This window comes from Mannheimia kashgarensis (assembly GCF_041807705.1).
Lineage (GTDB): Bacteria > Pseudomonadota > Gammaproteobacteria > Enterobacterales > Pasteurellaceae > Mannheimia.
This window is the reverse complement of record NZ_JBGTYY010000003.1, coordinates 1-15266: the sequence shown is the minus strand read 5'-3', so window position 1 is coordinate 15266 and position 15266 is coordinate 1. Positions and strand designations below refer to the sequence as shown.

13 protein-coding genes and 2 riboswitches are annotated in these 15266 nt (G+C 41.6%); of the genes, 6 read left to right on the top strand and 7 right to left on the bottom strand.

The features are described 5' to 3' along the window. Window position 1 precedes the first annotated feature (1 nt). The 6 genes from ACERCF_RS02230 to nrfA form a co-directional block, all read right to left on the bottom strand. Window positions 2-535 carry a redoxin family protein gene (locus ACERCF_RS02230; protein WP_373610536.1) on the bottom strand — a complete coding sequence of 178 codons (534 nt, stop codon included), beginning with the start codon at window positions 533-535 and terminating at the stop codon, window positions 2-4. Further along, window positions 532-2436, bottom strand: a complete 1905-nt coding sequence (gene nrfE / locus ACERCF_RS02225) for a heme lyase NrfEFG subunit NrfE (protein WP_373624472.1) — start codon at window positions 2434-2436, stop codon at window positions 532-534. The genes ACERCF_RS02230 and nrfE overlap by 4 nt, the downstream gene beginning before the upstream one ends. A gap of 119 nt (window positions 2437-2555) precedes the next feature. After that, window positions 2556-3524, bottom strand: a complete 969-nt coding sequence (gene nrfD / locus ACERCF_RS02220) for a cytochrome c nitrite reductase subunit NrfD (protein ID WP_373610534.1) — start codon at window positions 3522-3524, stop codon at window positions 2556-2558. Beyond that, window positions 3524-4201, bottom strand: coding sequence for a cytochrome c nitrite reductase Fe-S protein (gene nrfC / locus ACERCF_RS02215; protein ID WP_373610533.1), 678 nt, complete (start codon window positions 4199-4201; stop codon window positions 3524-3526). The genes nrfD and nrfC overlap by 1 nt, the downstream gene beginning before the upstream one ends. After that, window positions 4201-4857: a cytochrome c nitrite reductase pentaheme subunit gene (gene nrfB, locus ACERCF_RS02210; protein WP_373624471.1), complete on the bottom strand. Its 657-nt coding sequence runs from the start codon at window positions 4855-4857 to the stop codon at window positions 4201-4203. Before nrfB ends, nrfC begins: the two co-directional genes overlap by 1 nt. 18 nt (window positions 4858-4875) lie before the next feature. Then, the gene (nrfA, locus tag ACERCF_RS02205; protein ID WP_373624470.1) at window positions 4876-6360 is read right to left on the bottom strand and encodes an ammonia-forming nitrite reductase cytochrome c552 subunit; all 1485 of its coding nucleotides are present in this window, start codon (window positions 6358-6360) and stop codon (window positions 4876-4878) included. A gap of 307 nt (window positions 6361-6667) precedes the next feature. Between nrfA and ilvG the strand changes: the two genes are divergently transcribed. The 6 genes from ilvG (at window position 6668) to ACERCF_RS02175 (ending at window position 13341) form a co-directional block, all read left to right on the top strand. After that, window positions 6668-8320 carry an acetolactate synthase 2 catalytic subunit gene (gene ilvG / locus ACERCF_RS02200; RefSeq protein WP_373624469.1) on the top strand — a complete coding sequence of 551 codons (1653 nt, stop codon included), beginning with the start codon at window positions 6668-6670 and terminating at the stop codon, window positions 8318-8320. Between the two features lie 10 nt (window positions 8321-8330). Beyond that, complete coding sequence (gene ilvM, locus ACERCF_RS02195; RefSeq protein WP_373624468.1) at window positions 8331-8549, top strand: acetolactate synthase 2 small subunit; 219 nt, start codon at window positions 8331-8333, stop codon at window positions 8547-8549. 212 nt (window positions 8550-8761) lie between these two features. Further along, window positions 8762-9235: an anaerobic ribonucleoside-triphosphate reductase activating protein gene (nrdG, locus tag ACERCF_RS02190; RefSeq protein ID WP_373624467.1), complete on the top strand. Its 474-nt coding sequence runs from the start codon at window positions 8762-8764 to the stop codon at window positions 9233-9235. After that, entirely contained in the window at window positions 9232-11013 is a 1782-nt protein-coding gene (nrdD, locus tag ACERCF_RS02185) for an anaerobic ribonucleoside-triphosphate reductase (protein WP_373624466.1), read from the top strand. Before nrdG ends, nrdD begins: the two co-directional genes overlap by 4 nt. 37 nt (window positions 11014-11050) lie before the next feature. Continuing rightward, a riboswitch (TPP riboswitch) is annotated at window positions 11051-11156 on the top strand. Between the two features lie 57 nt (window positions 11157-11213). Then, window positions 11214-12032 (top strand): hydroxyethylthiazole kinase, encoded by an 819-nt coding sequence (gene thiM / locus ACERCF_RS02180; RefSeq protein ID WP_373624465.1) that lies wholly within the window; start codon window positions 11214-11216, stop codon window positions 12030-12032. Further along, window positions 12025-13341, top strand: coding sequence for an MFS transporter (locus ACERCF_RS02175; RefSeq protein WP_373624464.1), 1317 nt, complete (start codon window positions 12025-12027; stop codon window positions 13339-13341). Before thiM ends, ACERCF_RS02175 begins: the two co-directional genes overlap by 8 nt. Window positions 13342-13387: 46 nt before the next feature. Here the strand turns inward: ACERCF_RS02175 and thiE are convergent, their stop codons facing one another. Next, entirely contained in the window at window positions 13388-14905 is a 1518-nt protein-coding gene (gene thiE, locus ACERCF_RS02170) for a thiamine phosphate synthase (protein ID WP_373624463.1), read from the bottom strand. Between the two features lie 76 nt (window positions 14906-14981). Further along, a riboswitch (TPP riboswitch) is annotated at window positions 14982-15078 on the bottom strand. Between the last annotated feature and the right edge of the window lie 188 nt (window positions 15079-15266).

Sequence of the window (15266 nt, the reverse complement as noted above, 5' to 3'; positions counted from 1 at the left end):
GCTATTTTTCCTTTCTAAGTGCCTCTAATCGTGGCATAAAATCTTGGGCAAAATCGGGGTTGTAGCCTTTTTGTTGGTATCTCACTACGCCGTGTCGGTCAACCAAATAGCTTGATGGTGCTGATGATACTTTAAGTGTTTGAATTAAATAGCCTTTTTCATAGTCATCAATAATCAAGCTAAACGGATTTCCCCAGTTTTCCAATGCTTTAAGGGCATCATTCGGGCGGTCGCTGTAAGTTAAGCCCACAATCGGTACGCCTTGTTGCTTGAGTTCTAATAAAATCGGAAATTCTTTAATACACCAAGTACACCAACTCGCCCACACATTGAGAATATAAGGCTCTTGCGGCAAGCTGTTATTGTTTAAGTGAGCATTGCTATCAAGTAAGTTCTTGCCCACAAATTCAGGGAAAGGCTTGCCCTGCCAATCTTCGGTTGGGGAAAGTGCATCTTTATTCATTAACGGCACGGCAAGAAAGCCCACAATCATTACAAGTATCAGAATAGGAATAAGTAACAGTACTTTTTTCATTTTTTATGTTCTCTACGGTAACCGAATAGTGCCAAAATAGAGGCAATAATCATAATAATACCCCCCAACCACAGGGCTTGCACATAAGGTTTGTAATGGAGACGGAAAGCATATTCTAAATTGCCAAACTTATCACCCATTACAATATAAACATCATCTAAGTAGTGGTGGTATAGCCCCACTTCTGCCATTGTCATCGTACGAACATCATAATAGCGTCTTTCTGGCATTACGGTTGCCAATACTTTTTCATCTTTACTAATGGAGAACACGGCTTGTTCTGCGGTGTAATTTGGGCCAATGAGATCATTATAATCTTGATATTTGAAGGTAAAGCCCGCTAATTCTGCCTGTTCATTAGGCTTTAAACGCACGCCAATTTCATCTCCATAATAGCTGTTCATCATCGCCCCAATCACACAGATCGCAAAGCCAATGTGAGCCAGTCGCATTGCAAGCGGCTTTATTTTGAACATAAATGGCAAATAAGGGATATGAGTTAAAATAATCCACACCGCAAAGCTGATAAATACGATTGGCAGTAAAACGAAATCAAAATGCTCTCTTTGTGAAATAGAGAGATAAATTATGCCAAGAGCTAAGGTTATCGCCACAGGGAATAACCATAATTTCACCAAAATCTGTTTGATTGGGATCTGTTTCCAGCGTAGCACTACTGCAAACCCCATAATAACCATTAGTAATAATGTGAGAGGAGCAAATACACTATTGAAATAAGGAGCACCAACGGAAATTGATCCCCAATTCATGATGGTAAAGATCATTGGGTAAAACGTACCAAGTAATACCACGCAAGCCGCTACACTGAATAAGCCATTAATAATTAGAAAAGCCGTTTCTTTAGAAAGCAAATCAAAACGAACGTTGCCTTGCCATAAATTAGCTCTAAAGGCGAAAAGGGCTAAAGCAATAAAACTGAGGCTGAAAAAGAGGATAAGAATTGCCATTCCCCTATCAGGATCAACCGCAAAAGCGTGAACAGAGGTTAAAACCCCGGAGCGAACAATAAATGTACCTAATAAACTGAGGGCGAAAGCGAAGATCGCAAGTAGAATTGTCCAGTAATAAAATACGCCACGTTGTTGGCTTACAATCAAACTATGCACTAAGGCTGTGCCTAATAGCCAAGGCATTAAGGAGGCGTTTTCAACAGGATCCCAGAACCACCAGCCGCCCCAGCCGAGTTCATAATATGCCCACCACGCCCCTAAAATAATACCAGCGGTGAGAAAGCCCCAAGAAATCATCGTCCAAGGACGAATCCAACGCATTACAGCTGCGTCCATTCCCCCTGAAATAAGAGCTGCTACAATCATTGCAAAGCTAACCGCAAAGCCAACATAGCCTAAATAAAGTAATGGAGGGTGGAAGATCAACCCAATATCTTGCAACATTGGATTGAGATCTCGTCCTTCTGGTGGCGGTGGAAAGCTTCGCTCAAATGGACTAGAAACTAATAAAATAAAAAGTAGGAAACCAAGTGAAATCAACCCCAACATTACGAGCGTTCGATTAGCAAACAATCGGTCGAGATTTCTAGAAAATTTACAAAATACCGCAGACCAAAGCACAAGAGCCGTGAGCCAAAACAGCATTGAGCCTTCGTGACCGCCCCAAGATGCAGCAAATTTAAAGAAATCGGGGAGTTGGCTGTTGGAATGAGCTGCGACATAGATAACGGAGAAATCGTCCGTTAAGAAAGCATAGACTAACGCAGAAAAGGAAATGGTGGTAAAAGCAGCTTGTAAATAGGTAAATAGCGGCGATAACGCTAGCCAATGGTATTGCTTGCGGATCTCTCCCCATATTGCAAAACCAACTTGAAAAATCGCTGCAATAGCAGCCAATAAAAGTGAAAAATAGCCTATTTCCGATAGCATAAAAAAATCCCAAAGATGACTGCGTTTAGGGAATGTAGCGACAGCTCCTGTGCCTGTCCGCAATGCAAAAATATGAGGGAGGGCACAGGACCCTCCCCTACATATTTATCAGACTTACTTTAACTCGCAATCGTAAGTTGTCCTGCGTAAAGGATAAAGTATCGTAAGCAGAGTACACCAATTAAGTCGAAAATGGAAATTAAAATAATAAATTTCACATTATGTTTCAAACGGTGGCTACCAAAAATATTGGCAATAAGTGGAATTGCAATACCGATAAGCATTACTCCTATCCAGAACACCGTTCCCCAGAATCCTGAAAGGGCATTACTTAAAGCAAGTTGTTTATCTGCTCCACCGAAGTGTAAACCAACAAAGAATGCCACAATTAAGCCTAATTCTGTCACCATAATCGGTACTTCAAATTTGTGCATAAAGTGAACTTCATTGCTTTCACCTGATAGCTTACCTGCAAGCAATACCATTAGGAAGGTTGCAGCAATACCTGATGAAGCACCAGAGGCTAAGAACAACGCTGGTAATACAGGGTTATTCAACATTGGGTAACTCACTAACGCTGAAAGTAAGAAACCTGTATAAGCCCCTAGCACTGCTGCTAACACGAATAAGATAAACTCAATCGGCTTAATCAGTTTTGCCTCAATCGCATCAATCCAGCCTAATAGGAATTTTAATGCTGGCAGATAGCGGTTAATCAACAGAGCAACCCAATCTTTAAACATAATGGCAATCCAAACAACCAATACTGCCATATAAAGTTGGAATAGCATTACCCCCATCGACATCACCGATGTGCCACTGTAGTTAAACATTAACTTCCAGAACGTCCACGGTTTTGTTAAGTGGAAGATAAGTAGCGTTAAACCGATTAATGTCGGCACAGTGCCGAGAATAGCCGCACTACGAATAATCCAGTTTTGGCTTGGCTTTTCAATTTTTACGCCACTATTACGGTAAGCAATAGCTAACTGTACCGCACCTGATGAAATACCAAGTAGGAATAAGTAAATGGCGATTGTGCCGTCCCAAACAAGGTTTGGGGTTTGGAAAGGTACATATTCATTCATTATCTATGTTCTCCTTTACCAAATGGAATGTGATATAAATTCGGCTCTGTTCCTAATGAGGTTTTGGTACGATAAACTGGATTATTTCTCACTTTGTGGAAAATATCGCTGGTTGGATCGTTCATATCCCCGAAAGTTAATGCTTTAGTCGGGCAAGCCTCAACACAGGCAGGTTGTTTACCCTCTGCAAGATTCGTATCACGGCAGAAGTTACATTTATCTGCTGATTTTTTCTCAGGGTGAATGAAACGAACACGGTACGGACAAACCGCAATACAATATTGGCAACCCACACATAAATCCGCATTTACATCAACAATGCCTGTTTCAGGGTCAATGAATGAAGCACCTGTTGGGCAAACACTCACACAAGGGGCATTAGTACAATGTTGGCAAGATTGACGGAAGAATTCATATTGTACATTTGGGAATTCGCCAAACGGCTCACTACGGATAATTTCTAAACGAGAAACACCTTCAGGTACTTTATTGGTAGTACGGCAAGCATCCATACAAGCTGTACAACCAATACAAGCTGTTTCATCGTGTACCATCGCATAGCGGATTTTCTTTTTTTCTTTCTCAGTAGCAAGAGTGATAGAGGTGGCAAGACCTGTACTTGCCACTACTGCGATAGCACCTGCCCCTGAGACGAAATCTCTACGGGTGCAAGACATTATTTTGTTCCTTTTGCTTCTGTGGCTTTCATTTCAGGGTTTTTAAATTCGCCTGAGTGAATTTTGGTATGACAATCCGTACAAAGTTTGATGCGATCTTTTTCAGGAATGTCTTTCATCGGATCTTTTTCCGGGTGAATCTCGTGACAGTTCGTACAAGTAATTTTTGTTGCGTGCGTGTCGTGAGCCCAGAATGTTTCACGCAATTTCTCCGGAGTATGGCAAGCAACACAAACTTGGTTTTGCTCATTAATCGAACGCTCAAGATCTGGGTTACTTGCTTTACCGTGCGGGTTAAAACGCATTACATCTTTCACCCCTTTACGGTGGCTTTCAGAGATATTGCCGTGACAGCTCACACAAGTAAGTTGCTCACCTGTGTTCGGGCTTTTCACATCTTTTTGGAAATGTTTTCCTGCGTGATGGAAAGGTTTGCCCGTTGCATTTGCTGATTCGTGGCACTGGGTGCAATATTTGTTTGGATCACGACGTGCATCTTGAATAATTTGCGCATCATCTGCTTTTTCTGATTGCCAAAGAGGTTTTGGCTGCTCAGGCATTACTGCATTAGCGTTTGATATTGCAAAAAAAACTGCAAATATCACCGCTTGTAGGAGGGCGATTCCTCGCCCTGTTTTTAATATTACATTTTTCATAATCCACCTCAAGCTACATTATTTTGCATCTGCTTTTGGTGCTTCTTCTGCCGGCAATAAGCCTTTAGCACGCGCTTCTTTTTCCCATTGAGGAACTACTGTTTTTAAGAATTCATCTTTCGCAGCTTGATCTTTAGGAATATCTAAACCGATTGCTTTTTGTGCTTTCTCTTTAGTTGAGATATCAGGAATTGCGATAGGCGTTGCAACACCGTGTTTCGTCAATACAACACCTAACTCTGCACGAGCATCTGCTGCACGATCAATACCAGTTGCAATAGTGCGTAACATTACATCCGGTGCGTGGAAGTGGTTACCATGTCCTGCTGCAGAATAATCCCAACGCCATTGAGCGTGACGGATAGCTGTTAAGATGTTTTTCATCTCTTCTTCCGTTGCACCAGCGTCCCAAGCTGCTTTCGCTTCAAAGTGTGCTTTTACTAATTGATCTTCTAAACGAATCATTGCTTCTTTTACATCGTGTTTATATTGTTTCACACGTTTTTGTAAACTTTCTTTACTTTGCTCGTGACACGTTTTACAAGTTACATCAAAGTTATCAAACGGATTACCAATTTTATGATCAGTATACACTTTGCCATCTTTATCTCTCACTTTCGGCATATGGCAATCTATACAAGTTACACCATTTTTACCGTGAGTACCTTGAGACCATACTTCAAAGTCAGGGTGCTGTGCTTTTAACATAGGCGCTTTAGATAAACCGTGAGTCCAGTCTGTAAATTTGATTTCATCGTAATATTTTTCGATACTATCAACATCAACACCATTTTTCCAAGGGAAGGTAACGTCTGTTTTATTTTTGAAGTAGTATTCAACGTGGCAGTTTGCACAAACTGCAGGACGCTGACCATGTTTGTCTAAATCTTCAAACTTCCAGCCGATAGTATTTAATGCACGAAGAACGTGAGGACGAGCAACACGCAATGCAGGTTTACCTTCTTTAAACTCTTCTGAAGTAGTGTCATGACAGTCTGCACAACCGATAGAATTCACAATTTCTGAACCATATTTCGCCCATTTAGGGTCAAAATAACCACGTTCGCCTTTTTCTTCTATTAAACGGGCAACATCTGGACCTTTACAAGTCCAGCACGCCATTGGTTGTGGACCATCATTTTCATCTTTAGGTGCACCGGTACGCAAAATATCTCTCACATCGGTAACCGCATAATAGTGACCACGAGGTTTGTTATAATCTTTAGAGAATGCATAACCCGCCCATAAAATCACATAACGTGGATCTGCTTCTAACGCACTACCACGATCTGTCGATTCAGACGTTGCTTTCCAAGATTTGTATTGCAGAGGGTATTTTTCTTCAAATAAATGGTTAGCTGATTCAACCGTTACCCCTAATTTTTCGTGTTTAAGCGCTTTATCTGTTAAAGATTCTTTTTTTGCTTCTTCAGCTAAAGCTGGTTGTAAACACCCCAATATTGAAATTGTCGCCATTACGAGGCTTTTTGCTAGAAATTTCATTTTGGTTCTCCCACTCAGGTAAAAAAATCATTCAATCTAAATAAGAATTTTTCCTATTAAATTAATAAGATAATCCTAATAATTCATTAAGGAGAATATGCAATTTAAATCAAATCGACTATCTCAAAGTGAAGATTTATTGAAGTAAATCAATAAAATTAAGGAAAATACCTCTTAAGAGGTAAACAGCTATTTTGTTAAATAAAAACGACTTTTATTTAGCTAAAATAAAGTTTAAAAAAGACTGAATTTATGGTATTTATACAGCTTCTTTTTGCATAATAAAAATATCAAGGACACAACATTAATGAATGGGGCAAGATTAGTTACCGAGAGCCTTAAAGCTCAAGGCGTAACCACTATTTTCGGCTACCCGGGTGGGGCAATAATGCCAACCTATGATGACATTTACGATTCGGGCTTAGATCATCTTCTCTGCCGTAACGAACAGGGGGCGGCAATGGCGGCTATTGGCTATGCCCGCTCAACAGGCAAAGTAGGTGTTTGTATCGCAACTTCCGGCCCGGGTGCAACCAATTTAATTACCGGCTTAGGGGATGCAGCCCTAGATTCCATTCCTGTAGTTGCTATTACAGGGCAAGTTACCAGCCATTTAATCGGAACGGACGCATTCCAAGAAGCAGATGTACTGGGTTTATCTTTAGCTTGTACTAAGCACAGTTTTATCGTGCAAAATATTGAAGAATTACCTGAAATTTTAGCTCTTGCATTCCAAATTGCCCAAAGTGGCAGACCGGGCCCTGTGCTGGTTGATATCCCACGAGATGTACAATTAGCACTGACTAATGCCCAACCTATTGTTTATGCTAAAGAAGAAGCTCCTGCCCAAAATGCAGAAAAATTAGCACAAGCGAAGCAATTATTAGCGGAAGCTAAACGACCGGTGCTTTATGTCGGCGGTGGTGTAGGAATGGCAAACGGTGTGCAAGCGGTCAGAAATTTTGTAAAAATTGCAAATATTCCGTCTGTTTCCACCTTAAAAGGGTTAGGCACTATCGATCCAACCGATCCGCTTTATATGGGTATGATCGGTATGCACGGTACAAAAGCGGCTAACTATGCGGTACAGGAGTGCGATTTACTGATTGCCTGTGGAGCTCGTTTTGATGACCGTGTAACAGGCAAATTAGACACCTTTGCCCCTCACGCAAAAGTGATTCATATTGATATTGATAACGCGGAAATCAACAAACTTCGCCAAGCTCAAGTGGCATTAAAAGGCAGTCTCATTGAAGCTGTGGATTACTTAGCTCAACCGCTCAATATTGAGGCTTGGCGTGAAGATGTGCGTAATTTAAAACAGCAATTTGGCTTCCAATATCAAGAAAATAGCGGCAATGGCGATATTGATGCGGTAGCTCTCTTGCATACCTTATCTAACCGTAAAACGAAAAATAGCGTGGTAACCACCGATGTTGGGCAACACCAGATGTGGTCGGCACAACATTTAAGCTATTTTGACCCGAAAAATTACATTACCTCAGCAGGTTTTGGTTCAATGGGCTTTGGCTTACCTGCGGCAATCGGGGCTCAAGTGGCTCGCCCTGACGATCAAGTGATTGTGATTACAGGCGATGGCTCAATTCTAATGAATATTCAAGAGCTTGGCACAATCAAACGAGCCAATTTGCCTGTTAAAATTTTATTGCTCGATAACCAACGCTTAGGAATGGTTCGTCAATGGCAATCGCTATTCTTTCACGGTCGCTACAGCCATACAATTTTAGACGATAACCCAGACTTTGTAATGCTGGCAAAAGCCTTTGATATTCAAGGCGAGCGTATTGAAAAAGCGAATGAAGTCTCCGATGCGATCAACAGAATGCTCAATGCAAAAGGGGCTTACCTACTCCACGTTTGCATTCCACAAGAAGACAACGTATGGCCGCTTGTTCCACCGGGTGCTTGCAATGCCGATATGCTAGATGACGATGTATAGGAGAACGCAGATGGAACAGTATCAATTAAGCATTAAAGCGAACAAACGCCCTGAAACCTTAGAGCGTATTTTAAGAGTAATCCGCCATCGTGGTTTTGAAGTAAAAAGTTTGAACGTGGAATCAAATGATGCGACATTTGAACTAAAATTAATTTTAGTGAGCAACCGCCAGCTTTCACTTTTAACCCATCAATTAGAAAAACTGTTTGATGTTATTGAGATCAATTAATCAAACTTTTCAAGACCGTGTATTTTTTACACGGTCTTTTTTTCGCCAAAAATTTACAATTCACTATCTTTTTGATTTTATTCACATCTTCAAATTTCAACTGATTTTTCATATTTTTTGCTCTTTACTTTCTCAGCCTAACAGATCTAACATACTATATATAGTGTTAAAAATTATTAAAAAACACAATATATTGTGTTAATAAAGTAAAAATGGAAAATCTTCGATTCAGCTCAGAGCAAATTGTTTGGCAAGAAGTGCCGAATGAAACCTCACTCGCTTTTCTGATTACAGGCTGCCCGCTTGGCTGTAAAGGCTGCCATAGTGTAGAAAGCTGGAAAGCTAGCAAAGGAAAAGAACTGACGATTGATTATCTCGCTGAACGCCTCACACGCTATCAGGGTTTAATTAGTTGTGTGCTTTTTATGGGCGGAGAATGGCAGGTGGAAACATTACTCTCTTTACTAAAACTTTGCCGACAACAAGGGCTACAAACTTGCCTCTACACAGGCTTGGAACGGCACGACGTACCTCCTTATTTACTGGCTGAATTAACTTACTTAAAAACAGGTCGTTGGATTGCCGAACGAGGCGGATTAAACAGCCTAACCACTAACCAACGTTTTATTGATTTACGCACTAACGAAAATCTAAACCACTTATTTATCAAAGGAGCAACGCTATGATTCGATTAGAAGAGGAACAACTATCACGCAAATTAAAATTTATCGATCATTACATTCAAGCTAAAAATGCCGCTGATGGCTCAAAAATGGATGCTAACGCCAACGTAACACAAAAAAATATCGCTACAATGGAAAACGAGCTGATGAAAGATCTTTTTGTGCAAATTAATCGAGCAAAAGTTAGCAAAAAAATTGCAAAACTTTTTGGAAAAGAGACCGCTTGTGAATATCTCCGCCAAATTGAAACACACGAAATTTACGTTCACGATGAAACCAGCCTCAAGCCTTACTGTGTATCTGTTACGATGTATCCGTTTTTACGAGATGGCTTAACCAAACTGGGGGGTGAATCCAAAGCTCCAAAACATCTCGCTTCTTTCTGTGGCTCTTTTATTAATTTTGTTTTTGCCATCAGCTCACAATTTGCAGGGGCAGTTGCAACCGTTGAATTTCTAACCTACTTTGACTACTTTGCCCGTAAAGATTATGGCGATAACTATTTAGAAACGCACCGCTCAGACATTGAAAACCACCTTCAACAAGTCGTTTACAGTATCAACCAACCTGCGGCGGCACGGGGCTATCAAAGCGTGTTTTGGAATATTTCGGTTTACGATAAATTCTATTTCGAGGCAATGTTCGGCAACTTTGTGTTCCCTGATTTTGAAAAACCAAACTGGGAAACCACCGCTAAATTGCAGCTTTTCTTTATGCAATGGTTTAACAAAGAACGCAGCAAAGCCATTCTTACCTTCCCAGTTGTAACCGCCGCAATGCTAACTGAGCAAGGCAAATGCAAAGATGATGAATTTGTCAACCAAATGGCAAATGAATTGGCACAAGGTAATTCCTTTTTTATTTATCAGTCAGATAACCCTGATTCGCTCGCCTCTTGCTGCCGTTTACGCAATGAAATTAGCGATCACACTTTCTCTTACTCGCTCGGTGCAGGCGGTGTTGCAACAGGCTCAATAAATGTAATTACAATTAATATGAACCGTTTAGTGCAAGATAAGCGTGATTTGAGCCAAGAAGTCAGCAAGATCCATAAATATCAATACGCTTACCGAAAATTAATGGAAAAATATTTAGCCAACGGAATGCTCCCTGTTTATGAGGCTGGCTTTATTTCACTCGATAAACAATTCCTTACCATTGGTATTAACGGAATGGCGGAAGCGGCTGAATCGCAAGGCTTAAAAGTGGGTTATAACCCCGAATATATTGACTTTGTACAATCTCGCTTAAAAACTATTTTTGAGGCAAATCAAGCTGCCAGCCAGCAATATGGCGTGAAATTCAACACCGAATTTGTCCCTGCCGAAAATTTAGGGGTAAAAAATGCAAAATGGGATAAAACAGACGGCTACTTCGTGCCTCGTGATTGCTACAACTCTTATTTCTATGTGGTTGAAGATGAAGAAATTAATGCCCTTGATAAATTCTTGCTACACGGTAAAGAACTAATTGAATGGCTAGATGGCGGATCCGCTCTGCATTTAAACCTTGATGAAGCCTTAACCGCCAATGGCTACCGTTCATTATTAGACACCGCTGCCAAAACAGGCTGCAACTATTTCTGCATTAACGTTAAAATTACCATTTGCAATGAATGCAACCATATAGACAAACGTACTCTGCATAGTTGCTCCAAATGCGGCTCTAAAAACATTGACTATGGCACTCGTGTTATCGGTTACTTAAAACGGGTTTCCGCCTTTAGCTCCGCCCGCCAAAAAGAGCATAGTTTGCGGTTTTATCATCGAGAAGCGGCTTAAATCTTTACAACTATTTTCTAAAGTTTTATATTGAGCTCTCATTTAGTCGGGGTGCTTGTTTTATATCTCATAAAGCAAGCTGAGAAATACCCGTTGAACCTGATGCAGTTAGCACTGACGTAGGAAACTAAAGGCTTAAAACCGTTCTATTCCCGTTTGTGTTGGTGCATTGTTTTTTTCAATACAATGAGGAATAAACGATGACCACATCTACCCCATTTCAATCTATCTATTTGCAAAAAATTCGGCAAAATCGACCGCTTGTTCACAATATTACCAACATTGTTGCCGCTAACTTTTCCGCCAACGGCTTATTAGCTCTCGGAGCTTCGCCGATTATGGCAGCTGCCATTGAGGAAATGGAAACCGTGCCAGCCTTAAGCAAAGCAGTAGTAATTAATATCGGCACACTCATTGGCAAAGAGGTTGAAGCAATGGTGCTGGCAGGAAAAACAGCCAACCGTTTAGGCATCCCTGTGCTGCTTGACCCCGTTGGTGTGGGGGCAACGCCTTTTCGCCGTCAAACCGTTGAAACCTTATTGAATGAAATCCAATTTACCGCTATTCGAGGCAATGCTGGGGAATTTGCCACTCTCGCAGGCGTAAACTGGCAAGCCAAAGGGGTTGATGCTGGGGAAGGCTCGCACAGCGTTGTAGAAATCGCACAACAGGTTGCGAAACGTTATAAAACCTTAGTAGCTATTAGTGGCGAAACCGATGTGGTAAGCGATGGCTTACGCACAGCATTGCTGAAAAACGGCAGCCCAATGTTCCCACAAATTACCGCTTCAGGCTGTTTATTGAGTGCCATTTGCGGTGCATTTTTAGCGGTTGCCGAGAAAGAACACTATTTCAACGCCGTTGTTGAGGCTTGTACTGCCTATGCGATTGCAGGCGAAATAGCTGCAAAATCGCTTAAACCTACTCAATACGGGCAATTTGCCGTTAATCTGTTAGATGAGTTAGGTGCTTTAACGCCAGAAACAGTTGAGCAATATGCGGAGGTAGAATATGTCTAAACCAACGCAATCAAGCCCAACCAAAGTTGCCGTTGCCTCAATGGTTGGTACAGCCATTGAATATTTTGATAACTATATCTATACAATGGCGGCGGTGCTGGTATTTAATGTGCAGTTTTTTAATAGCGATGACCTTGTTTCTAACCAATTAATGTCGCTTTCTGTTCTTGCCCTTGCTTTTTTCACTCGCCCGATGGGGTCGATTATTTTCGGGCATTTTGGCGATAAATATGGACGTAAACAAACGCTGATTGCCTCGCTACTATTGATGGGCTTATCTACAGTCGCGATTGGTTTACTGCCGAACTATGCCGCCATTGGCATTTGGGCAACGGTGCTACTCTGCTTATGCCGAATTGGACAAGGTTTAGGCTTGGGCGGCGAATGGGGCGGAGCGGCATTAGTAGCAACCGAACACGCCCCAAAACACAAGCGGGCGTTTTATGGTATTTTTCCACAAATGGGAGCTCCCATCGGCTTACTATTGGCAAACGGAGCGTTCTACCTCGTAAACCTAATTTATGGTGAGCAAGCCTTTTTAGATTGGGCGTGGCGAATTCCCTTCGTGGCTTCTATTGTTATGATTTTTATCGGCTTATATATCCGCATTAAAATCAGCGAAAGCCCGATTTTCCTCAAAGCAGAACAGCAAGGTAAAAACCGCCACACCCCACTTAAAACACTTTTTATCAAGCATTTCAAGCCGTTTATGATTGGCGTGTTCATTGCTACCGCAGGCTATGTGCTATTCTATATTTTAGTTGCCTTTACCCCGATTTTTGTGAAAAGCCCAGTTGCGGTATCTGAAGCAGGTTACGCTACAGGTTTAGGACTACCAGCGAATATGTACACCCAATACTTACTGATTACCTCCGTAATTTTTGGCATTGCGATCTTCTTCTCTGGTTTATATTCCGACAAAATCGGACGCCGTTTATTGCTACTAATCGCCACAGGAGCAACTGTCATTTACGGCTTAACAATGCCGTTTTTCCTCGAAAACGGCACACCAACTTCAATATTCATTTTCTTAACCATTGGAATGATTTTAATCGGCTTAAGTTTCGGCCCGATGGCGGTTATTCTACCCGAACTCTTCCCAACGGAAGTACGTTATACTGGGGCTTCTCTTGCCTATACCGCAGCAGGCATTTTAGGGGCAAGTGTGTTTACCATCATCGCCGTTAAAATTAACGAAAACTTTGGCTTATTTGGCGTTGGAGGGTATTTATCAGCTGCCTCACTACTCAGCTTCTGGGCGTTATGGCAAGTGCACGAAACCAAAGATTTGGAATTGGCGGAGATTTAACTGAAACAAATTAGGCGGAGCTTACGTCCGCCTAAATTAGCCTTAACTACACATTTGCAAATTTTTCCAGATTTTCAACCGCTTGTTGCCAATCTTTTGCTTGGGTAATGGCACTCACCACCGCTGCACTACCTACGCCACATTTCATCACTTGCCCAATTCTTTCTCCACTAATTCCGCCAATCGCGACTGTTGGAATATGAAGTGGCTTAACAAGCTCAACATATTTGGCTAAATTGGTTAAACCTTGCGGTTGCGATGGCATTTCTTTCGTTTGTGTTGGGAAAACGTGTCCGAATGCGATATAAGAGGGCTGAATTGCTAATGCTCGCATAATTTCAAAATAGCCGTGTGTGGAAACGCCTAAGCGTAGCCCTGCTTGTTGAATTGCATTTAAATCGGCAGTGGCTAAATCTTCTTGCCCTAAATGCACACCGTAAGCCTGATACTTTACAGCTAACTGCCAATAATCATTTACAAACAAACGCACATTGTGCTGTTTCGCTAGTGCGACCGAGTGGGCAATTTCTTGCTCGATCTCTGCAAGCGGTCGATTTTTGATTCTAATTTGCAAGGTTTTTACCCCTCTCAAAATTAAGCGTTCAATCCATTCAACACTATCGACCACAGGGTAAAGCCCAAGTTGATATTCTGTTGGAGTAAAAGGGGCTGTCGGCAATTTAAAGGGAGCAGAAATCAGCTCGGTTTGCGGGAAGAACGTAATATCATCAGGGTAGCCGGTATGACAAAGTGAACTTAAAGCAGTTTGCCCTCTGCCTTGTTTTTCCGATAAGCCTTTTTGCAAATAAGCGGTCGCAACTGTAACGGCATCAGCTAAATCAAAGCCGGTTGCCAACATTGAGCCAACTGCTGAAGCGTAGGTGCAACCTGTGCCGTGTGTATTAACACTTTGCACTCTTTGATGGGTAAAAGAGAAAATCTCTTGGGCGGTAATTAAGTAATCACACACGCTTTCGCCTTGCCATTCAAAATGTCCGCCTTTCGCTAAAACGGCTTTCACGCCTTGTGCAAACAGCTTTTGAGAAGCAATTTTCACATCATCAAACGTATTGATTTCAGTTTCAGTCAGTAAAGCTAATTCCGTGCCATTTGGGGTAATTAAATCCACTAATGGGTAGAGTTTTTCCTGCACTACAGGCAATAAAATGCTGTCTGAAAGGGCTTGTCCGCTACTTGCCACCGCAACAGGGTCGTAAACTACAAAGCAATAATTTTCACTTTCTGAGCGAATTTTTTGGATATATTCGCATAAAATTTCGACTTGTGCCTGTGAGCAAAGTAAGCCAATTTTGATTGCATTTGGATAGCCTTGAATCAGTAATGCCTCGAACTGCTGGCGGAAAGTATGATCATCAACAGGCGTTACACAAAGCACACCGTGTGGATGTTGAGCGGTTACAGAAGTAACGACCGAGCAGCCGACTAGGTTAAAATCGTGGAAAGTATGTAAATCGGTTTGTAATCCAGCTCCGGCACAGGAATCTGAGCCTGCGACTGTCCAAATAACGTTAGGTTGATATTGAGAGTTTGAATAATTAGACATAGCAAAATCCTCATAAAAGTTGAAGGGTTTGCTTATCAGAAGTGTGGTGATGAGCCAAAATTTATAGATAATCTAAATTTTGGTAAAACTTGTTCCCTACGCAGGTACTAACCTACAGGTTCGACGGATCTCGCAGTTGCGATCTCAGCCCTATGGCACTCCGACAAGCGTTTTTAGTATAGCTTACAAGCGGTTATTTTTCACAAAAAATTTGCAAAATTTTCCACATATAAAAGGTAGCAACTGTATCTCCCCAACATTTTTGGCGAGATACAAATTCGTTAATTAAACCGCGTGAGCATTCCACTGTGAGCCATCACGGACGATGGCATTAATCACGGTTAAAAGCTTACGCATACAG